The following is a 25,966-nucleotide window of genomic DNA, read 5'->3' as shown; positions in this document are numbered from 1 at the left end:
CATCCACCGTCCACACTAAAAACATGGCTTAGTTGTAGTGTGGAGCCTCGCGTGAGTTTTATTGTAACGGTCATGCTCGTTAGTAATTTGACAAACCCCATTCCCCCAGGGCTAGACCCGAACAAACCCGCCCCAATCTATGATAGCCCCGATCTTTACGGAGCAACGCCTTCGGTTATTGCTCTAGATCCATCGACTATTAGGGCAAAACTCTACAATCTGGGGTTTAAGCCTATAACCAGTATGCGCTTCGTGGGGGGGCGCTGGAAGATTCAAGCAGTTTACCAGGGCGAGCTCCGAGCCCTGGAAGTAAACCCAGATAATGGGATTATTTTTGCAGATCGACCAGCCAAATAGGTAACAAGAAAATCCCGAAAGAACCTTATGAAAAAAGGAAAAATATTAATACTCGGAGCAGGCTCCATTGGATCATACCTAGCGGCAAAATTTTTCCGGGCAAACTATCATGTAGATGTCATAGGTAGAAAAGCGGATAGAATTGGAGAATATCTCCACATTAATTCTAAGAGATATGACTTCCCGCCCACCTCAAAAGAGATCAGCACTCAATCAACCTATGACTTTATTTTTTTAACATGCAAAATCTATGACCTAAAGAAAAACCTCAACAATTTAAGCAAGAAAAGCCCAAAATCAAAAATCATTATTCTTTTACAAAACTGCCTTTTTGATATCTCAGAGTTTGAACACACTTATCAGAAAAACTTTACGAGCATTTTGGTATATGACGGCTTCAATCTGAACAACAACAAACTGAAGCATACTAAAGGCTCTGGATTCCTTGTTGGAAATGACAAATATTCAGAAAGCTTACTACAGCTATTCAAAAACTCACTTATCGAGACCAGAACAACCAGTAACATAGTACAGCATCGTGTTGAAAAGACTATCTTCAATTGCACAACAAATATATTTTCAGCCACCTATTCAAGAACCCTCAGGGAGCTTTTTGCAGACGACAAAATAACCAAGCACATGAAAAATGTACTTTATGAATCCTACGAAGTTCTCTCAAAAGAAATTGAGATCAATCAAGACAAACAAGAGATGTGGAAAAAACTCACCCAACAAGCCAAAAGTTTGGATCATTACACTTCAACCTACCAGGATGCTAGAGAAAATAAAGTTACTGAGCTTTCCTATTTGAATGGTTTTATTATTAAATTAGGACGTAAAGTAGGAGTTGCCACTCCTTACACCATTGAGGCCGTGAATAATTTTAAGAGAAAGTATCCTAACTTATATTGAGATTACCTAGCTATCCGCCCCAAACTCCCAACTGGCTTTATAGTAGAGTATTTAAATAGGCCTACGACTTTATACTGACCATGAAGAAGCATATTTAACTACACCGCTAGGGACCAGTATGATTTACCTTCAATCTAGTAGCAGCACTAAAACCAAAGATAAATATGATCAATAAATCGAATTCCGATATTGAAGAGGTGTCACCCCTTTCCATCCTCGGTAAGCGCGTATAAATGAATTAGGCTCCTTAAATCCTAGCATAAAGGAAATTTCTCCCAGATGGAGATTAGACTTAGAGAGATAGTGATCAGCCAAACTTACCCTAATCTCCTGTAAGACAGACTGAAAAGTGTGATTTTCCTCCCCAAGTTTTCTCTGTAAAGTTCTTTTGCTGATCATTAAACGTTCAGATACAGCCTCAATAGAGCTCTCACCAGCTGGCAATAACTCCATTAACACGGACCCGACCCGCTCTCCCATTGTGGCTTCGCTGCCCAGATCCTTTAGCTGTTGACTCAATTTACCTTCAAAGAAATCCCACATACGGGCATTGGCAGTCAGAAACGGTTTTTGTGCATCTTGTGCTGAGAAGCAAATTCTCACCCGGTCTGATTTCTTAATTGAGCAACCAAAGAACTTCTGATAAGGCGCTTGATCTTCCGGTAACTGCGGTAGAGCCAATTCCAAAGGTTGAATTTTATCCCGGGTTCCTAATCGAGCCAGGCGGATATAGAAAATTAATTCACTCAATCCCAAAGCTGTAGGGATAATTTCATCACTGCCATAGCACTCTAAATTAAGCCTTGTGTACTTATCAGTAATATCCAAGTGCAATTCCATTGGACCAATCAATGGTTTGTACTGCTGTATACGCAATAAAGCTTGATTCAGGTTTTCACTGCAAAGGCTCGCAAACACAGGGGGATCAAATGCTTCAGCCGTAAGATGCTCTGCCAATAAGAGCGGCAGTGGCTTATCCTTCGAAGCCTGGTCAATACCACACCAGAAGCAGAAATATTCCACCGGAGTTAGTGTCACAGACTCCCGCTGCAATAAATCCGCAGGTAACCCGGCATAGGCCAAAGCCAGCGCTGTATCGATATTCATATCGTGTAATATCAACTTCCAGCTAGGAGGTACCAAAAATTTAGCTGCACGCCTGATCATTACCGGGCCTTCCTACAATTAAGACTTTTCCATCGTCTGACGGGAAAACTTCAGTAGCATTTTACGAGGCAATAAAGGCATTATCCAATTCAGAAACAACTTGAGCCGCGTCTCATTAAAAGCAACCAGATCTCCACGCTCCATAGCCTGATAACCACATCTGGCAACAGACTCAGCTGAGCGGGCATTCTTCCAAATATCAACACCCTGAAGATCACCTGCCGCGACGAATCCTGTTGCAACAGCGCCGGGGCACAAAGCGGTTACTGTTACACCCGTGCCGTTCAACTCCTCAGCCAGTGCCTGGCTGAATGAAGTTACATAGGCTTTACTTGCGTAGTAAACCGCCTGTAATGGGCCAGGAATAAAAGAGGCTGTAGATGAGACATTAAGGATATGCCCGCTATTTCGGGCAGCCATACCCTTTAAATACAGATGGGTGAGATTGGTAAGGGAAACCATATTTACCTGCATCATACTCTGCTCAGCTTCCAAGTCCCGCTGATGAAAAAGGCCATGACCACCAAAACCCGCATTGTTGATCAGGGTACCAACCTCCACATTCTCACCTTGGGTTCGCTCAAAAATTCTCTGTGCGGACAACGGGTCAGATAAATCTTCAGCAATTACCATTGCTTGGACACCAAACTCTTTCTCCAGCTGCTGCTTGAGTGATAAAAGCTTCCCCTCAGACCGAGCAACCAGAACCAGGTTGCCACCTTTAGCCGCATGTATCTTGGCCAACTCCAGACCAATACCACCAGAGGCTCCTGTGATAAGTGCCGCTTCCATCAAATTGTCTCCCAAGTGTTAATCTTAGAATCAGTATATATACTAAAGACGCCAGCCAAGAATCCGATTGTGCCGGCTGGCTATCCAAACATGCCATCGCTCAAAGGGTTAGTTTCAACTTATCTAAGATATTTTCAGAAACGATGAAATAAGCTCGAGATCTCGTTTCTCGTATTAAGGGTATTGAAATCGCAACCCCAGAACTTGAGAGACGCTACTTTTGGGTAAAGACGGAATAATTTCCTAGGGTAGCTTTCACTAGCGGTGACCATTGCCCTCGTATATACCATACCTATTAAAATTCAGTGTATTCAGGCTACCGTTACTTATTATTTTTGATGCTGTGACTTTATGGTCGCGTCACTGTCCACTCTGGAGAGTAAGAACCTCTACCTCAATTGAGTCATATGCTGTGACTCCGTGAACCCAAAGTTCTAACATTCATGCATTGATTACACCAGCCAGGGCTTAAACAACAGGGTATTCTCTTGGTACTTGATTTATATAGCATTGATATTACAAGGGGCATGAAGCACACTTAACACACAATTTAAGACGCAGTTTTAGCCTAACAACTGTTTTTTTGCTAGTGTTCTCCACATGCAAAAATCTAGAAAGGCTTCACTACTCCACCCCTTCAGCGTGGTGTAAAAATAGTATTTATCACTTTTAAATTAATTATGTTCATGTCTAAAAGGCTGAAAGTTCCTGGCAACATTTAGTTACCCTTTAATATTCACCATGCACACATGACTTAGCCTGAGATAAATCAAAAACTTAAAAAATCAATTTAAAGAACTCGATCAACAAGTAACTGGCAACCAAAACTATTTACCAACTAAAGATATATGCGAATCTTTATAATAGAAGACGACATCAAATTAAGCCATTACCTTCACAAGGGCCTCAACCAGGAAGGGCATAGTGTAGAGCTATGCCATGATGGAAAAACAGGATTAATTCAAGCTAGCACCGAAAATTTTGATGCAATCATCCTTGACCGAATGCTTCCTGGTATGGATGGGCTAAAGCTATTAAGGTCCCTGAGGGGAATGGAAATCAGTACACCGGTTTTAATGCTAAGTAACCTCGGAGACGTTGACCATCGCGTTGAAGGTTTACGTAGTGGATGTGATGACTACCTTTCCAAACCTTTTTCTTTTGCGGAGCTTTTAGCCAGAGTCGAAGTCATTGGTAGGCGCCAACCTCAGTCCAATACCTATGAATCCCTTATTGTTTCAGACCTTGAGCTCAATCTCTTAACAAGAAAGGCACAACGCAGAGGCCGTAGTATTGAGCTATTAACCCAAGAATTCAAACTCCTAGAATATCTTATGAGACATGAAGGTCAAATTATTACAAAAACAATGCTTTTGGAGCAAGTCTGGGACCTTAATTTTGACCCCAAGACCAATGTAGTAGAAGTACACGTAAGCAGACTGAGGAAGAAAGTTGACCAATCCCAGGATAGGCCTCTTATTCACACAGTAAGGGGGGCCGGTTATGTCCTTCATGAAAAAAATTAAGCTACATAAAAGCTCTAGTTTCAGACTGGCAATTATTACATTCAGCTGCGTCTGTCTTAGCTCCAGTATTTCACTGGCAAGCATCTATTTACTCACAAAGCAATCCTTGACACATCCAACATTTCATAAAGTTGAAAATATAACAAAAGAATCTATTGCGGCAATCAATGACCTAGAGTTTTTTCACCCCGACCTTTTCCCAAATTTCCAAAATGTAAAACCTAGAAATTTTATTAACAACCACGCTTCACCATCAAAATTTACTAGCGATTACACACACCATTTCAAAAACCTTTTAAGTAAAAGCAGCTTAAGTCAGCAAGAGAAACTTACTATTCAAGGGCGATTATTCGCACTGGGAGAGGACATAAATCCCCCTCTAGAAAAGATTCCCGCCAACTTAATCTGGTATCTGCTTAACAGCGAATTTCCCGAAGATTTTCACGATTATGTAGACCAGATTACTGATGAACGATTTAGCCATTGGCCCCAATATCATAAAAAACGTCACATAGATACAACACTACTTACAAAATATTATATTGAAACTGAGTATTTTTTAGATACAGAGGACCTCTGTGTACAGCTTCAGGATAGAAAGGGAAATATTATACTCAGCAATATCGAAGGAACTTCCCCACAAAGCACGAATTATAAGTCTACATACACAGCAACCTACAATCCAGACTCTACATTTTCTCAAGAACATGAACAATACATATGCCTAGCAAAATCTTCTCAACTTAGTGATGGAGGAGAACTCATACTGGGAAGGGATTTCACCCAAGAATTTCACTTATTGAAAAACCTTAACTCAGCTATTTTTTATGGGCTTTTGATCACTACAATTATTAGTCTAATTTGTGGATATCTTGTATCTAGGCAATCAGTCAGAAGAATAAGCGAGATCAACAAAGTATGCCGCCAAATTATGTCTGGCGATCTGGACAGACGGATCCCATATAATAGTAATGGCGGAGACTATGATCAATTATCTATACATATCAATACAATGCTGGACAAAATTCAACAGTTGATGATGGGGATAAAGCAGGTTTCCGACAACATTGCCCATGACCTAAAGTCCCCACTTTCTCGGCTACGAGGCCAGCTAGAACTATTATTGCATATAGAAAAACCAGATAAAGATACCATCGAAGCTATTATTAATGAAAATGACAAGATCATAGAGTGCTTTAATGCATTACTCAGGATCTCACAAATTGAGCAAGGAACGAAAAGGTCAGAATTTCGACACTTTTCACTACACAAACTCCTTAAAACCCTAATAGAAGTCTATGAACCGACTTTTCATGATCAGGGAATACTTCCATCCATCACTTTAGATGATGAGCAGCATATGATTTTTGGGGATAAAAACCAATGGTCTCAGTCTATTGCAAATCTATTTGATAATATAATTAAGTACGCACCAGGAAGTGGCAATCTGGATATTAGGCTTTCAGCCCAATCTCAGCAGGGTAGAGATTATCTTCGTCTGCAGCTACACGATAGCGGTCCAGGAATTCCAGAAGATGATCAAAAAAAGGTCTTTGAACGATTCTACCGGTTGGAATCGCATAGGCATACAAAAGGCAACGGGCTTGGATTAAGTCTTGTTTTAGCTGTTTGCAATTTACACAAAGCCAAGATTCATTTAGCTAACTGCAATGGATTAAAGATACAGATAGTTATCCCATCAATCACAGAACCACATTCCGCCCATCCTTTAAGTTCTCAAGAAAGCAAGCCCACTAAATTATATTGAGTGTTTATCTGTAAGAGGAAAATAAAAAATTATTTATAGTTAATTTCCACTTACAAAGCAGAATTGCCATACTATTGTATGGCAATTCTGCTTATTCTTAAAATATAACAACCAACAAGAAGGTTAACTCTCACCAACAGAATCACGAATAATTTCAATGGATGAATCCATGGTCGCCGTTACAGGCAACCATATAATCAAAGTCTGAGATCCATCAGAATCTCTGATAATACCCAATTTTACATCGGATAGTGCTTTGCCATTGAATTTTACTTTCGGAGTTTTACTTGTTCCCCATTGGCGAATAATTAGTGATGGGTTTACCAAAGGACTACTATCATTAGCTTTCACCAGCAAAGAAATATCTCCTGATATCCCATCTGATGTCAGGCTATAGGCTCTTTCATCTGTGATAAAAGTAATTGCATTGTCCTTAACACCTTGAACCGCATCTATGACAGGTGGAGAAATCCATGAACTTGCCAAGTCTTGTAAATCAACCGGTGTTCCCTGAGTAAATCCATACATCATAGATCCAGAACCATATTCAAAGGCCTCTAGATTACCAACCGCGAAGTGAGAAACTCTATCATTGGCAACGGAGAATCGACCATCGGAAGGAATTTGAGCTATTGGCCAATGATTCCAAGGGCCTGCAAACGGAAAAATACCTCCCAGGAAATCTATATGCTCTGAACTCTCCTCATTAGCAGAGGGAAAAAAACCTCCTGCCTGACTTACTCCAAAGACCTTCCAGTTTGTTTGGCTATTGAGCACCGCAATATTACCGGGCAAAGGGCTGGGGTCCGCTCCATCACTAGGTCTGTCTAAGGATATAGGATAAATGATATCAGAGGAGTCCCCCTTAAGCCCCGCAATCGAAACTGCATTATAATTCAGGAAGTCCTCAGCCTTTTGACCAGGTCCTAATAACCATTGAAAGTCCTGGTAAAATTCTACTCCACCTTCATCAGCTGCAGGATGGTAAAAAACATCCCGGATTGCCACCCCATCGGGATAAATTGTATGCACCTCATCAATATAAGCAGTATCCATAACGAGTAAATCGAATACATCTGCAGCAGCATAACGCCAGTGAACCTTAACCCGTGCAGGAGTATTTTCAATCATGCGAACATGGGTTCGTAGAGCCGCCTTATCAGACATGTGTTCAGCCAAAGAAACAATTGGATTGACTGAAGCTGGAGTTTCAGGATCATCTGGATCTGGAATCACTAACTCCACACTTTGATCAGACATCCACCGATTATCCGTCACCAAGTTCATGCCGTGTGATGTTCCTCGCCAATATACATAGCTAATCGGCTTATTATCGAACCGGACTACAATATCTTCGTTGTCCGTAACCCTCCATAGGTTATCCCAAGTATCATGAAAGTCTAACTTTGTATAAATCCCACCAAACTTCTGAGGGTATTTCTCCAAGTCTGGCAATTGCCGCTTTGTAAAACTAGGATCTGGAGCTTTCTTTTGTGCTAATAAAAAACCATTGTAACTATCATAAAAATCCTTAGATGTCAGAGAGCGCTTATAAATGGCAACTTCGTCTATTGCCCCCTCAATACCGAATATACTGGAGAAGTGATTGAATTTATTTAATTCACTCTCCCGAACCCCATCGGTTGCCGGTAAAGGTGAATTATTCATCCCCACAATCATTGGCATATCTGGAGTCGAAAGATTGACATCATAAGATTGACTTTTATCTAAAACACCATTGATATAGAGTGATAAATTCTTTTCTGCAGAAACACCAACATGAACCCACTGATTAACTGGGATTACGCTATCAGAGATTAATGTTTTTCCATTTACCGTAAAAAGGAGTTTACCGTCAGAACTTACTCCAAAATAATACCCCTCATTTCCCATATTATCTGACTGGTGAATGATAGGGGCATTATTCCATGGATAAGCGGCTAGATTAATCCAGGCTTCAATGGAAAGAGCCTCCTTAAATATGGGTGCCTCATCCTGCGCGACCACCACTGCTGATCTATAACCGTCAAAAAAAAGGGCCGAACCAGACACACCAGCGACCCAATCACCTCCGTGGCTGTCAATATATCCAGTCGCTGATTTCAAGCTCTCAACAGTACTCGTGCCCTTACCCTCATCAAACTTCCAATGAGCCACTGGCAAGCCAGGGGGAGTATAATTAACTATCGCATTTCCATTACCCTGAGACACACCTGCCTGTAGCTCTCCAGACTTATTTTGTACATCAGCTATGCCATTTTCCGTGAGACGCATAGTCTGAATAATGGCCCCTCTACGCACATCCCAGTCTGTGATGGTATCAGTGCCTGGCCGGTATAACCTGGTCACATTGCCATCTCGAGTAATCGTATAAATCTCATGGACTACCCCTTCGGGATCTCGCCCCATTTTTGCATTAGCTTTCGGGAAGTAACGCCAATGAATAACAACCTTTTCATCTGACTGCTCTAAGATACGAACATAAGAAAAGTCATTTGATTTATCAAAGCGAGTATTAGCATCACTCGAAATATCAGCCAAATGCGCTACAGGATTAGAACTGTTTCCAAAATGCCAGACAGGCCGGTAACTATGATCACGAGCAAAAACAAGCTTACCTTTCCCTTCAAGGTTCACAATGATGTCAGCATAAGGCCCTGTGATGTTTTCCGGAATATCTACTGAGTTGACACGGGTATAGTGCGCAAAAAAACCAGCCGACGCTTGGCTTAAGTCTACTTGCGAACTCCTGGATTCTAACGCCTGCCCCTCTCCAGAGCCCCCCGAATCCTTGCAGCCTAGTACTGCAAGACAAGCAGCTAGTACAAGATTACCTTTTGATAGCAACATATCTGCTCTTTCCTCCCATTTACTGAAAGGGAAGTCTAAAAGGACATGCTAACCCTTTGCTGGACTGAATATTAAATATATGTAATGTTTCTCCTCAAAACTAGTATCAATTACTTATATATCGAGTCCTTGCCGACCTATATTCATCATCCTTGTTACAATTAATAAAGTAACAAACAAAAACAATCAAAAGATTATGTTCAAAAGAAAGGGTTATCTCCTCAACTACCTGTTTCACCAAATAAGGATATAGATCTTAAACGCACTGCACAGAAATAAGCCGAGAGTTAACCTAACCTAAGCGGCAATTGGCCCATTTGAAAGTCTGAAACAATGAAAAAACCCGAAAGTTATTTAAAACTTAAAATATTTTTTCTTATCTCTCTATTAGCAGTAGGAACTTTTTTATTAGTAGCGCAAAAGACGCAAACTGATCAAGAACACCAGAAAATTCTCTCCGTGCTTTTTATTGGTAATAGCTACACTCGCCCGCTTCCTACAATGATCCAGTCAATCGCTGAAATTAATGGGACACAAATCACCTATAGATCCTTAACCCCAGGTGGATGGACCTTGCGAAAACATTCTGAGTCTGTAGAGACGTTAGAAGCTATTCATGAGAGAAAATGGGACTATGTAGTGCTTCAGGAACAGAGCCAGCTTCCATCTTTTCCTGAAGAACAGAGACGAAAAGAGATTTACCCTTACGCGAAAAAACTGACGGATGAGGTTCGAAAAGCCGGAGCCACCCCTCTGCTCTTTCTAACCTGGGGACGCCAACATGGAGATATTCAAAATATTCCTGACGATACTCGCAGCAAAATGCAAACTCGTCTGCTAGAAGGCTACCAAAATATGGCTAAAACAACATTCTCAGAAATCGTTCCAGTCGGCCTTGCGTGGGAGGCAATTCACTCTTTAGATAAAAACATCGACCTTTACACTCATGATGGAAGCCATCCCAACCGTAAGGGTGTCTATCTATCGTCTCTAGTCTTTGCTTTCCATCTAGTAGGCTTATCGCAGTTAAATACTCCTCCCATCACGGGTATTGCCGAAGAAACAGCAGAGTTACTTGTACAACAAGCAAAGGCACTCACATTGAGTCCATAAACTTTTCCCAGGTCTAACCATCATTGGGAATATCCAGGCATGTTTCGACTTGTCACAGCAGCTATCTAGCATTTTGTTCTGGACAAAAAAAAGCCCCGCAATTGCGGGGCTTTTTAGATAGGCTTTAAGGCCGGCTTACATCATGCCGCCCATACCGCCCATGCCACCCATACCGCTCATGTCAGGAGCAGCCGGCTTGTCTTCCGGGATCTCAGCAACCATAGCTTCGGTGGTGATCATCAGACCAGCAATAGAAGCTGCCGCTTGCAGTGCAGAGCGGGTTACTTTAGCAGGGTCCAGGATGCCCATTTCCAGCATGTCACCGTACTCGCCGGTAGCAGCGTTGTAACCGAAGTTGCCTTCGCCTTGCTTGATCTTATCAACAACTACAGAAGCTTCATCACCAGCGTTGGCAACGATTTGACGCAGAGGCATTTCCATAGCGCGCAGGGCTGCAGCGATACCGTGGTTCTGGTCTTCGTTGTCGCCAGTTACAGAGATAGCCTGAGTAGCGCGAACCAGAGCGGTACCACCGCCAGGTACTACGCCTTCCTCTACTGCAGCGCGGGTAGCGTGCAGAGCGTCTTCTACGCGAGCTTTCTTCTCTTTCATTTCCACTTCAGTAGCGGCGCCTACTTTGATTACTGCAACACCGCCAGCCAGTTTGGCTACGCGCTCTTGCAGCTTCTCTTTGTCGTAGTCGGAAGAGGACTCTTCGATCTGTGCACGGATCTGGCCAACGCGAGCTTCGATGTCTTTAACATCACCAGCGCCATCAACGATTACAGTGTTTTCTTTGGACAGGGTTACACGCTTAGCAGTACCCAGGTGCTCCAGAGTAGTACCTTCCAGCTCCAGACCAACTTCTTCAGAAATTACGGTGCCGCCAGTCAGGATAGCGATGTCCTGCAGCATGGCTTTACGACGGTCGCCGAAGCCAGGAGCTTTAACAGCAGCAACTTTAACGATGCCGCGCATGCTGTTTACAACCAGAGTTGCCAGCGCTTCGCCTTCTACGTCTTCAGCGATGATCAGCAGCGGCTTGGAAGCCTTAGCTACTTGCTCCAGCAGGGGCAGCAGGTCGCGGATGTTGGAGATTTTCTTGTCTACCAGCAGGATGAAAGGGCTATCCAGCTCAGCAGTCATGTTTTCTTGGTTGGTGATGAAGTAAGGAGACAGGTAGCCGCGGTCGAACTGCATACCTTCTACTACGTCCAGCTCGTTTTCCAGGCCAGAACCTTCTTCAACAGTGATAACGCCTTCTTTGCCCACTTTTTCCATGGCTTCGGCGATGATGGTACCAACGCTCTCGTCGCTGTTAGCGGAGATAGTACCTACCTGAGCGATAGACTTGGTGTCTGCACAAGGAGTGGACAGACCAGCGATGTGGTTGACCGCTGCGGTTACCGCTTTGTCGATACCGCGCTTCAGATCCATCGGGTTAAAGCCAGCGGCTACGGATTTCAGGCCTTCGGTTACGATAGCCTGGGCCAGAACGGTAGCGGTGGTGGTGCCGTCACCTGCAGTGTCAGAAGCTTTGGAAGCAACTTCCTTCACCATCTGCGCGCCCATGTTTTCGAACTTGTCTTTCAGTTCGATTTCTTTTGCTACGGAAACACCGTCTTTGGTTACGGTAGGAGCGCCGAAGGACTTGTCCAGAACTACGTTGCGGCCTTTAGGGCCCAGGGTAGTTTTAACGGCGTCTGCCAGGATGTTTACGCCTTTCAGCATTTTCTGACGAGCGTCGTCACCAAAAATTACGTCTTTAGCTGCCATGATTCTTATTCCTCAAATTCTTTTTGCGAGTAAAGTTAAAGGCTCTTCTTAGCCTTCCAACACGCCGTAGATGTCACCTTCGCTCATGATGATCAGCTCTTCGCCGTCCACCTTGAGGGTATTGCTGTCGGCATAGCGACCGAAAACAACAGTGTCACCCACCTTCACAGACAGTGCGCGAACATCGCCATTGTCCAGCTGCTTGCCCTCACCCACGGCTACCACTTCACCTTGGTTCGGCTTTTCTTTGGCAGCGCCTGGCAGCACGATACCGCCAGCTGACATCGCTTCTTCTTCCTTACGGCGTACTACGACGCGGTCGTGTAAAGGACGAATTTTCATGGATAAGTTCTCCATTGAGTCGTTTTTTTAAGGTTTTCAACATCGGCGGCACTGGCTTTATGGGCCGGTAACCTCACCCCTCTCTGATTCCCAGAGGCGGGGCTTAATTCTCAGTTGAACCCTATCTATGGGCGCGAGAATGGATTTCAACACTCTTCAATAAAAAAACTACAAAAGTGCCGGGTGAAGCACAAAATAGTGCACTATTTAACCAGCTCAATCTTTATGATGCTTATGATCTACCTGATCCATAGGTTTTCGCTCATCTCGAGAAAATTCCCCCTCGATAATATCTGGACCGCGTTGGTTGGGGTCCGAGCTGCGGGGGTCACCAGGCCGCACAATGGTGATATGACGCACCAGTCTCCCCAGTAGCAGTTGGCGTAAACCCGGTATCAGGCAAGCAAATCCGAGGGCATCGGTGATAAACCCAGGAGTGAGCAACAATGCCCCGCCCACGGCTAGAAAGATTCCTTCAACCATCTCCTGGGCGGGTATATCGCCTGTTCGCATTTTCTCCTGAGCCCGCATTAGGGTCGATATGCCCTGCCGTCGCAACAGGGTTACGCCAACAATAGCGGTTAAAAATACCAATCCAATCGTGGGCAAGGCGCCGATTTCTCTCCCTACGGTGATTAAAACCCACATTTCAAGTACAGGTAGGACTATAAATAGAAGCAGTAATGGGCGCATTGAGGGAATTCCTAATAAACCAGCTCTACGAAGCTGGGACGATCAAGGTTTTTCAATATGCTGAAGTAAATGGAGTGGGGAGGCAAATTATTCAAGGGCGCCTCAATCAACCCACAGCAACTAGGAGAGAGGGAGGCTTTGATGGCAAGCGAGCAGCAGGACACCATAGAAGTGCCGGCCATTGGCCGCAGTCGCCACTTGGTAGACGAAATATTAGCCGAGGCCGACATCCAGGTGAATGGTGATAGGCCCTGGGATATACAAGTGCACCGCGAGGAGGCCCTAGACGAGATTGTCGCTCGTCACAGTATGGGGCTCGGTGAGACTTATATGCGCGGAGATTGGGATGTCCAAGCGCTGGACCAATTTGTGTACAAAATTCTGGAAGCCGACCTTGGCCGCCATGCAAAGACGTGGCGCTATGCTTGGCGCTACCTTCGCAGTTTCTTAATCAACCTGCAAAGCCGTCGTCGCGCCTTCGAGGTTGGTGAGCACCATTACGATCTCGGAAACGAGTTTTATACAGGTATGCTCGATAACCGCCTTACCTATAGTTGCGGTTATTGGAAGGATGCTCAAACCCTGGACGAAGCTCAAGAAGCCAAGCTCGACCTTATCTGCCGTAAGCTGCAACTAGAACCTGGGATGCGTCTATTGGATATCGGTTGTGGCTGGGGGAGCCTGATCGGCTATGCCGCCCAGAAATACCAGGTAGAGTGTGTCGGAGTAACGATCTCCCGCGAACAAAGAGCCTATGTTTCCGAACGCTATGCCAACCTACCGATTACCGTCTCCCTACAGGATTACCGAATGCTTGATGAGCCTTTCGACCGTATTGCCAGTGTCGGAATGTTTGAACATGTTGGGCGTAAAAATCATCGAGCTTTTATGGAAGTGGCTAAACGCTGCCTAAAGAAAGATGGAACTTTACTGCTCCATACTATCGGTAAAGCAAGACCAGCCAATACCGATCCATGGATTGAAAAATACATTTTCCCCAATGGGGAAATACCGGCTGCAACGCAGATAACCAAGGCAGCCCAAGACCTTCTCACACTTGAAGATCTGCATAACTTTGGGCCTGACTACGATAAAACCCTGATGGCATGGCATAAAAATTTCGAGGAAAATTGGCCGCGCTTTGCCGATCGTTACGGCAGACGCTTTTATCGTATGTGGCGCTATTACCTGTTGTTCTGCGCCGCTACATTTAGAGTTCGCAGAGTACAGCTCTGGCAATGGATGCTCTCAAAAAATAGGGTTGGCGGTGTGGAGAGAATTTGCTAGTTCAAGAAATTTTTGATTAAAGACTTCAAATTCTTCCAACATTGAGAGTTCCAAAAGTCTGGGGGAGCAATTGGTAGCAGCGATTAAGCTCTACTTCTATCAAAGCTTCCCCAGACCTTTCTCCTGATAATCAAATCCATTAACTATCGCCATTTGCCTGTAAGCCTTATTAATACTTGCTGCCGCCAGGTCTTTACTAAATGCATTATCTATTCACAACCCCTGAAGGACTAAATCTATTTATAGAGGTTCACACGGTTGCAGCCATCATCTTAACGTTCATTACTATCCCATTAACTCTTCTGATGAAGAAGGGCAGCCGTTACCATCGGATCGGTGGCCTCAGCTCATTGTTGATTGCCATTATCTTTTCCATCAGTGCCCTGTTGATGCTATTCAACCCTTACATCATCCCGCATCTCAAGGCAGATATTCCCAAGTACCAGATCGATATTGCCTATGTCTACAATACCCACCCAGACCTTTTATTACTGGGATTGATCAGTATATTCAGCTACTCCATATTTTCTGCTTACCGAATATGGCCGAGAATCAAGCATTCTAATGATGGCAGAATCACTTCCAATATTATCGATTGGGTATTGGCTGCTATAGCTGCCTGGGTCGCGGTCTTCTATTTCCAGGTTTTTCTTTACGATATTGGTAAACACCCCAATTATGCCAACATTTACTTGGCTCCATCCGCGTTAATGCTGGTTTTTGTTGGGCTCGATGTTTATACGTTTTTCTTTCGACCGCAAATAACAGGCCGACCTTGGTGGGCCCTGCATATGTGCAAGATGCTGTATGCCTGGTCGGCACTAATCAAAGGCTTTGTGATGCGGGATTTTCACTTATCTTTAGAGCAAACCGTATTTCACGAAGTGGCATCCATCCTGGCCTGGCTCATTATTTCCTTATTTGTATACCTGTTTTATCGAAAGACTCTCAACACGCGATATGCAAGGAAGGGATAGATAAACCTTAGAGTCATTACTGAAAGGGAAATAAAAAAGGGCGAACAAAGTTCACCCTCTTCTGATCGCGCACTGCTTAATTATTAAATACGTGCACCACCATCGATATCCAGAACTCGACCCGTTAGATAATCATTCTCCAGAATAAACGCCACGGTTGAGGCAATTTCCTCTTGCTCACCCAGGCGTCTCAATGGCACTTGCTTAACCAGACTTTCCAGGATTTCCGGGCGCATCTGCGCAACCATATCAGTGCCAATAAAACCTGGAGCAATTGCAGCTACCCGCACACCGTAGCGAGCCAGTTCACGGGCCCAGGTTACGGTCATAGCGGCAACGCCCGCCTTGCTGGCAGAGTAGTTGGTCTGCCCCATATTACCTGCTCGGGAAAGGCTGGAGATATTAACCATCACCCCGCCCTTGCCACTCTCCGCCATAATGCCCGCTGCCGCTCGGCCACAAAGAAAGACACCTGTCAGATTCACATCAATAACAGACTGCCACTGGGCCAGAGACATACGATCGGTCACTTTGCCCTCTTTGCATTTCAACAACATGCCATCGCGCATAATTCCGGCATTATTGATCAGCACCTGCAGGCCACCAAAATCTTCGGCAATTTGCAGAAAGCCCTTATCTACCTCTTCTTCACTGGCAACATTGATAATATAGCTACGAACCTCGGCGCCATGCTTTTCACAAGCGGCAACGCTCTGCTTGAGGCCTTCCTCATTGACATCAATCAATGCAAGCCGGGCTCCGCGTGCAGCCAGGTATTCCCCCATTGCTCGCCCCAAACCCTGGCCTGCGCCAGTAATCGCCACTATGCTGCCGGCAATCTGCATGATGAACTCCTTATTTTTAAATTTTATTGCTGCTGTGCCTTGGCAACCTTCTTAAAAGCAGGTTGCCAGCAAGATACTACCATTCATAACCGACACCCACGGTTACCTTGGTATCCTCTTTTTCACTCTCGAGTGATGGTGTGTTGTCGTACTGCCACTGATAGCCGATTTCCATCAATACGCCTTCAACCAATGGCGTGCGTACACCCAATTCGGCATTTGCTTGGTAATCATCGCTATGATCAAAAGACTGTAGGGTTTCCTGGTTAAAGTAAATTTCCGGACCCAGGGAAAATTTATAGCGATAATCTAGCTTAATTCGACCCGCCACATATTGGTCGTCCTGGTCTTCACTCAACTCGGTATCGATAAAATCTTCCTGCAGGCTACTGACACCACCTGCCAGTGAAAATGCAGTCTTGTCTGTATCGTAGAATAGGTAACCAAGACCGAGACCCATAGTGGTCCCCAAATCCAAGTTGCGCGCCTCTTCATGCTCCCACTCAGTGTTTGCCTCAGCAAACCACTTTTCTGCGAAGATCCAGCGCAAGTCGTAGGCCAGCTGGTATTTTTCCAGGGCACCATCATCTTCACTATCTTGGTTCTGGTAGAGAGCTCCTATCAGATGATGAAAATCCCCATGACGAACATCCAAATTGAGTTTGGTATCCAGGTCTTTTCGCTCACGGTTACCAGATTCAAAGACACCCCCAGCACTCACGTTGCCTTTGAAAGTCAGTGGGTTACTGACAAAGTGCGGATACGGCTCTGCCCGCTCGACTCCAGGGAAATCAATTAACCAACCATCTCCCTCTGCGCAGTAGACTTCCCACTGCTCCTGCCGGTGCCCCGCCAGGGTACAGGGCTCATCGCGTCCGGCAATCTTCAAGTCAGTATCAACATCCATAGAGACGACTTTGGACTTATCGACTTTGACCTGGCCAAAAGTTTCTGACTTCCAAATTACCTGTTCGCTATCAACCAGCACCAACTCTCCCTGAATACGGTCACCATTCTCAAGGGTGAGCACACCAGCATGGAGTGGCAAAGACGCCAGACAGAGAAGAGTTTGCGTGAAAAACCTAGACAAGCGTGTCGATAGAACCACAGGAGGACCTTAAAGTTTCTGGGTGAACCAACAGTGAAAACCGTTCTAAAAAAACAAAACAAGCTGCAATAATGCCATAACTGTCATTAATCTGGCACGCCGTTACTACCCAACTACCCATGGCAATACGTGGGCAAGACTTCTTTAGATGCTCATTTATAGCCTATTCGGCATCAATTGCGGCAAACTGAAGCTAACTTCCGGTAAATGGTTTAGCAGAGAAATTTTGTGAGCAAAGAACAAGCCAGCGATACACTTGCCAGAATATGCCGCGTTCTGGCCTCAATCCCATGTGGCCATGTAGTCACCTATGGGGATCTGGCGGAAATGGCCGGCTTCCCCAGGGCTGCACGACTTGCGGGCCAACAACTGAGGAAGTTACCCAAGGACACTGCTCTTCCTTGGCACAGGGTGATTAATGCCCAGGGCCGTATCTCGCTGCCAGAGCCCGGAGCCTCTCGCCAGCGGGAACGGCTGGAGAGTGAAGGGGTTAGTTTTCTTAAGGGACGGGTAGATATGGCGAAATATCGCTGGAAGCCCTAAATCAGGCATCCTCTGCACAGTCATGGAATGATCTTGCCACTATTAAGCCTCTTCGCCCTCGCCTCGCCAGGGGGCTACGACAAAGAGTAACAGCATCCCCGGCACCGCAAGCGCTGCGCACAACAGGAAGAAGTTGGTCCATCCCATAGACTCTACCAAGTACCCCGTGGAAGCATTGGCAAAAGTTCTGGGCAGGGAGGTCAATGCTGTAAAAAGTGCCAGTTGTGTCGCAGTGTGTAATTTACTGGTTGTTCGAGCAATAAAGGCAATAAACACCGCTGTCCCGAGCCCCACCCCTAAGTATTCAAAAGCAATCACCACTGCCAGTAACCAGAGGCTGGGCTTAAAGCCAGGGGTACCAACCAAGCCCTCATTGGCTTGGGCCAGAATCATAAAGCCGAAGATCGAAACAAGCTGAATAACCCCAAAAATCCACAGGCACTTATTAATACCGATGCGTACGATTAACAAGCCGCCTAGAAAGCCGCCAATTACCGCCGGCCAAAGTCCAGCATTTTTAGCAACAATACCAATATCTGTATTGGAATAGCCCATATCCAGGTAATAGGGTGTCGCCAGGGCTGTTGCCATACTGTCGCCCAGCTTGTAAAGAAACATAAATGCCAATACTAAAATGGCATGCTTAACACCGTTACGACCGAAGAATTCCACAAAAGGCAGGACAATTGCTTCGCGCAAGGACCTAGGCCGCTCCGCCGGGTGTTGCGGCTCAGCTACCATCAAGGTCATAAAAACTGCGATCAGCATAAAAGCTGCCGTCACCCAGAAGACCTGTCCCCAGGCCAGATGATCAGAGAGAATCAAGCTGAGAGAGCCCGGCACCAAACCGGAAATCCGGTATGCGTTAGCATGAAAAGAGTTACCGAGCCCCAACTCCCAGTCCGGTAGAATTTCCCGGCGAAAAGCATCCAGGACAATATCCTGGCTTGCACTAAAGAAGGCTACGCCAAAACACAGGGCCGCGATCGTCCAAATATTAAACTGGGGATTGAACATACCCAATGCGCCAATAAAAAGGATCAGCAGCAGCTGCATCACCAACATCCACCCCCGGCGGCGCCCCAGTATTGGAAACGCATAGCGCTCCATTAGCGGCGCCCAGATAAACTTCCAGGTATAGGGCAATCCCAACAGGGAGAAGATGCCTATCGTCGCCAGGTCCACCCCTTCAGTTCTCAGCCAGGCAGGTACCAGCTGAATCAGCACAAACAGCGGCATCCCCGAGGAAAAGCCGGTGCCGATACAGATCAGCATTCTCCGGTTAAATACCGCTTCCCTGACTGTTTCGTGGGACATAGTTTGTCGCGTTTATTTGTTAACTCTGCAATTAAAAATGTGCGCTCTCCAATTAACACAGTGATAAACCCAAATGCGGGGGGAGTATTAGCGGCGCACAGGAGAGGTAGTGGTTTCCCCTCCACCAACATAGACACAAGCTGACAAAAATGCTCGGTGACTACCGTCACCCAATGCACAAATAGCTGGTAACCAAAAACGCTAAAGGCCACGTTCAGTGGCCAAAAAGAAAATCGATAAGCCTTCGATAGGAAAAACGAAAAGAGAGGGGCACCCTATGGCCGCGATAAGCCCTTAACCCGGCTGGGGCTGTTCTTCACTCCAGCCGCGTCTCTCCCGCCGCCAAAAATAGATAGAAAGGAATATGGCCGGCAGCCCCATTAGTGCCGCATAAATAAAGAACTGGGCGTAGCCCTGAGCATCCACCACGATACCGGAGAAGCCACTGATAAATTTACCCGGCAGTGTCATGAGTGAACTGAACAGTGCATATTGGGTGGCTGTATAGGCCTTATTGGCCAGGCTGGAAAGATAAGCAACGAGCACAGCATTAGCCATACCACCACTGATATTGTCGGCACTAATCACCAGCGCGAGCCACGCCTTGTCCGGCCCTATCAGTGCAAGCTGAGCAAACAAGAGATTGGTACATGCCACCATCACTGCACCGAGTATTAATGGGCGCAGCACACCATAGCGAACAACTAAAACCCCGCCGAGAAAGGAACCGATAATGGTACAGAAAAACCCAAATAGCTTACTGATTTCCGCGATTTCAGTCTTGGTGAACCCCAAATCCAGATAAAACGGATTCGCCATTATCCCCATCGCAATATCGCTGAGACGGAAAATACCGATAAAAACCAATAAAACGAGGGCAAAGCGACCATTGCGCTGAAAGAATTCAACAAAAGGGCACACTACAGCTCGAATAAACCACTGTTTCAGGCGGCTGTGCTCCCCCTTCCCCAACAGGCGTTCTTCCCACTCACTTTGCAGCTTATCTGCCTCTTTGTTCACCTTGCTGTGATCAGGCTCGGAGACTAGCAAGCATGTAATCACCCCCACCCCCATGAGGGCTGCCATCACAAGATAAGCACCTGACCAGCTGAAAGCATCCGCAATAAATAACGCCCCGGCTCCGGCAATCAGCATTGCGACTCGGTAACCGAATACGTAGTTAGCCGCCATAGCACCCTGGTAATCTTCATCCATGGCCTCTATTCGGTATGCGTCAATTGCCACATCCTGCGAAGCCGAACAGAAGGCAACCCATAAAGCGAGCAGGGCTACTTCCATCAGTGATTGCTGCGGGTTAACGCTGGCCATACCCACTAGCCCGATAGCAATCCCCACTTGAGATACCAACATCCAACCGCGGCGTTTACCCAACTTATCAGTGAAAAAAGGCAATCGTAGTTGGTCAATAATTGGGGCCCAAAGCACTTTTATCGAAAAGGTAATTCCCACCCAAGCGAAGAAACCAATAGCTGTGCGGCTTACACCAAAATCTCTCAGCCAGGCGGTCAGGGTAGAGAAGACCAATAAGAGCGGAAGGCCGGCAGAAAAGCCAAGAAAAAACATGGTGAGTACACGAGGCTTAAGGTAAGCACCGAGGGCTTGCCCCCATGTCAGTTGCTGCTGCGACATATTCAACCTTTCCCCTTAAACCCCATAATTGGCCTTGGTAAAATAATGCGGGCAACTAGCCCGCACTTGGCCATCAATTTAGAACTGATGCGCTCAGTGGCCCCACAGAACCTCGAGCTCGGCCTCCGCCAATTTATTGGCATTTACATTGAAACCCACTTTAGCGGGGGAGGAGTTCTCATCCAATGGCAGCGAGTCTACTTTCAGGGCATAGACTCGAAAACGGTAGCGATGATCGCCGTGCCCCTTTGGTGGACAGGCGCCACCATAACCGGGGTTGCCGTAATCATTGCGCCCCTGAACGGCCTCTGGTACCAAACCATTTTTCAGGTCGCCCGCGCCCTCTGGCAAACTGGTTACCTCAGCGGGAATATTGAACATCACCCAGTGCCACCAGCCACTGCCAGTTGGCGCATCGGGGTCGTAAACCATTACCGCATAGCTTTTAGTTCCTTCAGGGGCGCCGCTCCAGCTCAATTCGGGGGAGAGGTTTTCTCCACCACATCCACTGTACACATGGGCCAGCGGCATTTTGCCACCGGGTTTTAATGAGCTGGAAGTGAGCGTCAGCTGCCCAGCTTGTGCAGCCATTGCCGCCAGGAAAAGGGCCGATGCCACCAGGCCCGCTCTGAGTTTGCAGTAAATAAAGCGGCCAAATCCTAAATTCATATTCAATCGTCCTGTAGTTATTTTTCGGCTTCGGCCAACAAGCTTGAAGCCCGGTCCAAATCCATATTGCCGCCGGTGAGGACAATCGCAACATTCTTATTGCGAAAGCGCGCGCTGTGCTCTAGCACAGCTGCCAGGCCAACTGCCGCAGAGGGCTCAACCAATTGCTTGGTACGTGTCCACAACAGCTCCATTGCCCGCACGATACCATTTTCTGAAACTGTCACAATATCTCGCACCGTGCGCCGAATTACAGAGTAATTTCTGCGCCCCAGTGTGGTGCGCAGACCATCTGCGATAGTTTGCGGCTGCTGGGTGGTGACATGCACACCACCACGTAGTGATCTCTGAGCGTCATCAGCGCCAGCGGGTTCGGCACCAATTACCAAGACATCTGGTGCCAGGGCTGCCATGGCCAAACCAATTCCGGCGAGTAGCCCCCCGCCCCCCACGGGTGCCAGGAGTACATCCGGAGTAAAACCCTGATCGCGGCATTGCTGCACCACTTCCAGGGCAACGGTACCCTGCCCGGCGATAATACGACTATCGTCAAAAGGCGGAACCACATGGGCCCCCGTTTCCTCTACTACGGTTTGCAGTGCGGCCTCGCGCTCCGATTGGGTAGGACCACAAATAATTATTTGTGCGCCATAACTCTGTACAGCCTCACGCTTAGCCCTGGGCGCCGTCTCGGGCATCACCACAATACAGGGTAGGCCCAACTCAGCAGCAGCCCAGGCCAAAGCAGCACCATGATTTCCCGAGGAGTGAGTCGCTACCACTTCAGCTCCAGCGGGCAGGTTGGCAAGGGCATTGGTGGCACCGCGGGCTTTGAAGGCACCTACTTTCTGTAGGTGTTCACACTTGAACCAGAGGTTAGCGCCCCCCACTTGGTCGAGTAATTGGGAGCGAATTAGCGGTGTTCGGTGGACAGAGTCAGCAATGGTTTGCGCGGCACAAAAAACATCCGCACTGGTGGGTAGGTCATTACGATCCGAGGGCATAGCATTTTTATCTAAATAATTTTTGCTGAATGTACCAATTCAGCCCCCCAAAAAACCAGTAAAATCCCCGCTGCTGGTCACACTTCTCAGTATTTCTACTTCTGCAGCATTCTCAACAAACTGAATTTGCGTTTGCTGTAAGGGGCGTAACGTAAATTAACATCCAAAATATTTTTGCGCTTCATTACCGCTTTATAGTGGCTAAAAGTTTTAAAGCCATGTTCACCGTGATAACAACCCATACCGCTGGCTCCCACCCCACCAAATGGCAGATCTTGGGCCAGCATAAACATCATGCAGTCATTCACACAGGCGTTACCGGAGCTGCAGCTGGAAAGAATCCGCTCGGCCAAGCTATCGCTTTTAGTAAAAATATACAGGGCCAGCGGTTTTTCCCGCTGATTGACAAATCCCTCCACTTTTCCGAAGTCATCCAGTTCGACTACCGGCAGGATTGGCCCGAAGATCTCATCCTGCATCACTGAAGCTTCGAGATCGACGCAGCGCATCAGTGTCGGCGCTATATAGCGGTTGTCGGCGTCTACCTCACCGCCATAAATAACATCTCCACCACTGAGAAGATCTGCCAGGCGCAGGGTATGCCGGCTATTGACGATACGTCCATAGTCCGAGCTCTTTTGCGGGTCCTCTCCGAACATTTTTGTCACCGCCTGCTGAATAGCAGGCACCAGGAGATCGGCGGTGTGACGGGTGCACAGCACATAATCCGGTGCGATACAGGTCTGCCCTGCATTGGTAAACTTTCCCCAAGCAATGCGGCGGGCCGCGAGTTCAATATCGGCATCGTCAGCCACAATACAGGGACTCTTGCCCCCCAGCTCCAATGTAACCGGCGTCAGGTGCTCAACTGCAGCCGCCATAACAATCCTGCCGACTCTAGCACCACCGGTGTACATAATATGATCCCAGCGCTGCTCCAGTAACTTAGAGGTCTCGGCCGCAGCGCCTTCAACACAGGCAAAAGCGTCGTGGTCGAGGTAACGTGGCAGCAGTTCAGCAATCAATTGGGAGGTACTGGGAGCCAGCTCCGAGGGTTTCACTACTGCGCAGTTACCCGCAGCAATCGCGGGAACCAATGGCGATAACAACAACTGCAAAGGGTAATTCCAGGCACCAATAATCAGAACCACCCCAAGCGGTTCCGGCTGGATGTAACTGTTTGCGGGCTGGGTCAAAAGTGGTGAGGATACTTTGCGAGGGCGAACCCAGCGCTTCAAGTGTTTCAGAGTATGTTCGATATCAGCGTAGAGGAAAGCAATCTCGGTCAGATAAGCTTCTTGTGGCGCCTTATGTAAATCTTCACCCAGGGCCTGAATAAAGCGGGTTTCATTTTCACTGAGCATCTTGCGCAGTTGATTCAACTGCCGGCGTCTCCAGCTCAGTTCCACAGTGGCACCACTACGGAAATAAGCCCTGAGGCCAGCAACCAAAGCTGCGGTATTGCCACCACTTGCCACACTGAGATCTGACAGCATTTGTGCTTCCAGTAATGAAACCTTCAACCCCTGCATCCTCCACTAAGTATATGTCGCCCGCAGCCAGGCAAAGAACCTGGATTTTGTAGCGGGCGCAATCTTCTTGGATACTGGTGTTAAGTCAAGTAACTGTTAGCAAATTAATCCCACTTTATAATTTTTTGTGGAACTTTGATCCCAATGGGTGCGAGTGTTCACACTTAGAAAAACAAGACAGTAAGTGCCAGTGCGGTAATCCACAGCAGTAGGGACCTGGATAGTAACGCCTGCAAACCTTCGATCTCCGCACCACTCTGGCGCTGGATATGGGAGAGATCTGCAGAGGCACTGCACTCACTGGCATCAATCCCCCCCAGGGCCCCCTCCAAATAGGATTCGAGAACCTGATCAGTATCCCGTTCCCGGCACATCAGGCACTGCCTCCAGGCCCTGTAACAGCCGGCAAAGTTACCGACAATGGCGAAACTTAGCCCCATCAACCTTACTGGCACCCACTCCAGCAACCACAGCCAGCGCGCGGCCAGAGCCTCTCGTTCGGTTCCCCGAGCACGCTCCGCGTAAAGAGCGCTCAGGCGAAACAGCAGCGCCCCCGGAATACCCAGCAGGATAAACCAAAACAAAACGGCAAAAAGTCGCTCGAAGGCGGAATAGGCCGCTCCGCGAAATACCTGCTCATGCAAACGTCCGCCCTCGGCGGCACTCTCGTGAATTTCCCGCAACAGGGGGCGTGCCGCTTCGGCGGCCCCGTTAAAATCACCCCGATACCAGTTGCGCAGATAAGCACTCAAAGTCTCATTAAAATTTCCACGTCCCAGGCAATAGAGCAGTAGAGGGACCCCTAGCAAAAGCCCCCCCAAAGCCCCAGCGGAAGATTGGGCAAAAGCCATTGCCAGCGCCGCCACCAGAACCGGCGGCAGGACGCTAAATCCGATTAGCAAGCCTTCTTTTCCCTGTAGCGGGGAAAGCCCCTCGATGTGGGTACTCCAGCGATCGAACCAGTGATCGCGATGTAAAGGCGCGCCCGATCCCCAAATTTGTACCAAACCCAAGGTCAATAAAATAATCAGCAAGGTCATAACGTTGCCGTGATAGTGCGTAAAGAAATTCAGTTACCGGCACAAAAGTGCCGAGATTCGATTGTAAGACTCTTTAATTAATAAATATGTGCCAATAATACCGCTCACAATTACTCGGCGCCTTTTTTTACGTCCCCCAGATAGCGCTGCCAGTCAAAGCCTGGGCCCGGATCTAATTTGCGCCCAGGAGCTATATCAGAATGCCCGGTAATTTTATCGACCCCTATCCCCGGATAAGCCTGCATTATCGCTCGGGTAACTTCTGCCAGCGCCAGATACTGAGCATCGGTATAAATATCCGTATCCAGGCCCTCCAGCTCAATACCAATGGAAAAATCATTGCAGTTGCTGCGCCCCCTAAACTCCGACTTGCCCGCGTGCCAGGCTCGCCGGTCCAAAGGCACATATTGAGTGACGATGCCGTCGCGATTGATAAGCAAGTGGGCAGAAACTTGTAAAGCGGCAATTTCCGTGAAGTAAGGGTGGGCATCAATGTCCAACTGCCCAAGGAAAAACGTATCAATATAAGGGCCACCGTACTGACCTGGGGGCAGGCTTATGCTGTGAATCACCAGTAGGTCTACAGGGCAGTTATCCGGCCGGCTGTTGCAGTGTGGGCTGGGAACACGACGCGCCCCTGATAACCAGCCGGAATCCACTTGATATTTCAATCTGCGATCTCCGCTCCAAAAAACTAC

At 47.1% G+C, this 25,966-nt stretch carries 23 protein-coding genes; 8 read left to right on the top strand and 15 right to left on the bottom strand.

The window, feature by feature from the left end; genetic code table 11:
- Positions 1-51: 51 nt before the first annotated feature.
- On the top strand, positions 52-357 hold the full coding sequence (locus ACJJIB_RS06820; protein ID WP_444888307.1) for a hypothetical protein: 306 nt from the start codon (positions 52-54) through the stop codon (positions 355-357).
- A gap of 27 nt (positions 358-384) precedes the next feature.
- Positions 385-1,269, top strand: a complete 885-nt coding sequence (locus ACJJIB_RS06815; protein ID WP_444888306.1) for a ketopantoate reductase family protein — start codon at positions 385-387, stop codon at positions 1,267-1,269.
- A gap of 168 nt (positions 1,270-1,437) precedes the next feature.
- On the opposite strand, the gene ACJJIB_RS06810 is transcribed toward ACJJIB_RS06815, so the two are convergent.
- The gene (locus ACJJIB_RS06810) at positions 1,438-2,376 is read right to left on the bottom strand and encodes an AraC family transcriptional regulator (protein ID WP_444888915.1); all 939 of its coding nucleotides are present in this window, start codon (positions 2,374-2,376) and stop codon (positions 1,438-1,440) included.
- 78 nt (positions 2,377-2,454) lie between these two features.
- Positions 2,455-3,228 carry an SDR family NAD(P)-dependent oxidoreductase gene (locus ACJJIB_RS06805; RefSeq protein WP_444888305.1) on the bottom strand — a complete coding sequence of 258 codons (774 nt, stop codon included), beginning with the start codon at positions 3,226-3,228 and terminating at the stop codon, positions 2,455-2,457.
- Between the two features lie 848 nt (positions 3,229-4,076).
- Here ACJJIB_RS06805 and ACJJIB_RS06800 point away from each other — a divergent pair.
- Positions 4,077-4,754, top strand: coding sequence for a winged helix-turn-helix domain-containing protein (locus ACJJIB_RS06800; RefSeq protein ID WP_444888304.1), 678 nt, complete (start codon positions 4,077-4,079; stop codon positions 4,752-4,754).
- The gene (locus tag ACJJIB_RS06795; protein WP_444888303.1) at positions 4,732-6,522 is read left to right on the top strand and encodes a sensor histidine kinase; all 1,791 of its coding nucleotides are present in this window, start codon (positions 4,732-4,734) and stop codon (positions 6,520-6,522) included. The genes ACJJIB_RS06800 and ACJJIB_RS06795 overlap by 23 nt, the downstream gene beginning before the upstream one ends.
- A gap of 123 nt (positions 6,523-6,645) precedes the next feature.
- On the opposite strand, the gene ACJJIB_RS06790 is transcribed toward ACJJIB_RS06795, so the two are convergent.
- A complete protein-coding gene (locus ACJJIB_RS06790; protein WP_444888302.1) occupies positions 6,646-9,372 on the bottom strand; it encodes a LamG domain-containing protein in 2,727 nt (908 codons plus the stop codon).
- 333 nt (positions 9,373-9,705) lie between these two features.
- On the opposite strand from ACJJIB_RS06790, the gene ACJJIB_RS06785 reads away from it, so the two are divergent.
- Positions 9,706-10,485 (top strand): DUF4886 domain-containing protein, encoded by a 780-nt coding sequence (locus tag ACJJIB_RS06785; RefSeq protein ID WP_444888301.1) that lies wholly within the window; start codon positions 9,706-9,708, stop codon positions 10,483-10,485.
- 135 nt (positions 10,486-10,620) lie between these two features.
- Here ACJJIB_RS06785 and groL read toward each other — a convergent pair whose 3' ends face one another.
- The 3 genes from groL to ACJJIB_RS06770 all read right to left on the bottom strand — a co-directional run bounded on the left by groL (position 10,621) and on the right by ACJJIB_RS06770 (position 13,296).
- Complete coding sequence (groL, locus tag ACJJIB_RS06780; protein ID WP_252084967.1) at positions 10,621-12,261, bottom strand: chaperonin GroEL; 1,641 nt, start codon at positions 12,259-12,261, stop codon at positions 10,621-10,623.
- A gap of 48 nt (positions 12,262-12,309) precedes the next feature.
- A complete protein-coding gene (locus ACJJIB_RS06775) occupies positions 12,310-12,603 on the bottom strand; it encodes a co-chaperone GroES (RefSeq protein WP_152452204.1) in 294 nt (97 codons plus the stop codon).
- A gap of 216 nt (positions 12,604-12,819) precedes the next feature.
- Entirely contained in the window at positions 12,820-13,296 is a 477-nt protein-coding gene (locus ACJJIB_RS06770) for an FxsA family protein (RefSeq protein ID WP_444885763.1), read from the bottom strand.
- A 141-nt stretch (positions 13,297-13,437) separates the two neighbouring features.
- On the opposite strand from ACJJIB_RS06770, the gene cfa reads away from it, so the two are divergent.
- Together cfa and ACJJIB_RS06760 are read left to right on the top strand one after the other, a co-directional pair.
- Positions 13,438-14,583 (top strand): cyclopropane fatty acyl phospholipid synthase, encoded by a 1,146-nt coding sequence (gene cfa / locus ACJJIB_RS06765; RefSeq protein ID WP_252084965.1) that lies wholly within the window; start codon positions 13,438-13,440, stop codon positions 14,581-14,583.
- A 200-nt stretch (positions 14,584-14,783) separates the two neighbouring features.
- Positions 14,784-15,560, top strand: coding sequence for a hypothetical protein (locus ACJJIB_RS06760; protein WP_444888300.1), 777 nt, complete (start codon positions 14,784-14,786; stop codon positions 15,558-15,560).
- 83 nt (positions 15,561-15,643) lie between these two features.
- Here ACJJIB_RS06760 and ACJJIB_RS06755 read toward each other — a convergent pair whose 3' ends face one another.
- Together ACJJIB_RS06755 and ACJJIB_RS06750 are read right to left on the bottom strand one after the other, a co-directional pair.
- On the bottom strand, positions 15,644-16,405 hold the full coding sequence (locus ACJJIB_RS06755; protein WP_252084963.1) for an SDR family oxidoreductase: 762 nt from the start codon (positions 16,403-16,405) through the stop codon (positions 15,644-15,646).
- Between the two features lie 76 nt (positions 16,406-16,481).
- Positions 16,482-17,453: a DUF481 domain-containing protein gene (locus ACJJIB_RS06750; RefSeq protein WP_444888299.1), complete on the bottom strand. Its 972-nt coding sequence runs from the start codon at positions 17,451-17,453 to the stop codon at positions 16,482-16,484.
- Between the two features lie 288 nt (positions 17,454-17,741).
- Here ACJJIB_RS06750 and ACJJIB_RS06745 point away from each other — a divergent pair, with 288 nt between their 5' ends.
- Positions 17,742-18,056: an MGMT family protein gene (locus tag ACJJIB_RS06745; RefSeq protein WP_252084961.1), complete on the top strand. Its 315-nt coding sequence runs from the start codon at positions 17,742-17,744 to the stop codon at positions 18,054-18,056.
- Between the two features lie 42 nt (positions 18,057-18,098).
- On the opposite strand, the gene ACJJIB_RS06740 is transcribed toward ACJJIB_RS06745, so the two are convergent.
- The 7 genes from ACJJIB_RS06740 to ampD all read right to left on the bottom strand — a co-directional run bounded on the left by ACJJIB_RS06740 (position 18,099) and on the right by ampD (position 25,939).
- A complete protein-coding gene (locus ACJJIB_RS06740; RefSeq protein ID WP_252084960.1) occupies positions 18,099-19,373 on the bottom strand; it encodes an AmpG family muropeptide MFS transporter in 1,275 nt (424 codons plus the stop codon).
- A gap of 294 nt (positions 19,374-19,667) precedes the next feature.
- Entirely contained in the window at positions 19,668-21,023 is a 1,356-nt protein-coding gene (locus ACJJIB_RS06735) for an AmpG family muropeptide MFS transporter (RefSeq protein ID WP_444888298.1), read from the bottom strand.
- Positions 21,024-21,116: 93 nt separating this feature from the next.
- Complete coding sequence (locus tag ACJJIB_RS06730) at positions 21,117-21,692, bottom strand: YbhB/YbcL family Raf kinase inhibitor-like protein (RefSeq protein ID WP_444885770.1); 576 nt, start codon at positions 21,690-21,692, stop codon at positions 21,117-21,119.
- A gap of 17 nt (positions 21,693-21,709) precedes the next feature.
- The gene (locus tag ACJJIB_RS06725) at positions 21,710-22,696 is read right to left on the bottom strand and encodes a threonine ammonia-lyase (protein ID WP_444885771.1); all 987 of its coding nucleotides are present in this window, start codon (positions 22,694-22,696) and stop codon (positions 21,710-21,712) included.
- 95 nt (positions 22,697-22,791) lie between these two features.
- Complete coding sequence (locus ACJJIB_RS06720; RefSeq protein WP_444888297.1) at positions 22,792-24,228, bottom strand: aldehyde dehydrogenase family protein; 1,437 nt, start codon at positions 24,226-24,228, stop codon at positions 22,792-22,794.
- Positions 24,229-24,392: 164 nt separating this feature from the next.
- Positions 24,393-25,268: a regulatory signaling modulator protein AmpE gene (gene ampE / locus ACJJIB_RS06715; protein WP_444888296.1), complete on the bottom strand. Its 876-nt coding sequence runs from the start codon at positions 25,266-25,268 to the stop codon at positions 24,393-24,395.
- A gap of 110 nt (positions 25,269-25,378) precedes the next feature.
- The gene (ampD, locus tag ACJJIB_RS06710) at positions 25,379-25,939 is read right to left on the bottom strand and encodes a 1,6-anhydro-N-acetylmuramyl-L-alanine amidase AmpD (protein WP_444888295.1); all 561 of its coding nucleotides are present in this window, start codon (positions 25,937-25,939) and stop codon (positions 25,379-25,381) included.
- Between the last annotated feature and the right edge of the window lie 27 nt (positions 25,940-25,966).

This window comes from Microbulbifer mixtoriginis (SeqCode) (assembly GCF_052467705.1).
Note: the sequence above shows the minus strand (reverse complement) of the source record. Positions and strands in the feature narration are given on the sequence as shown.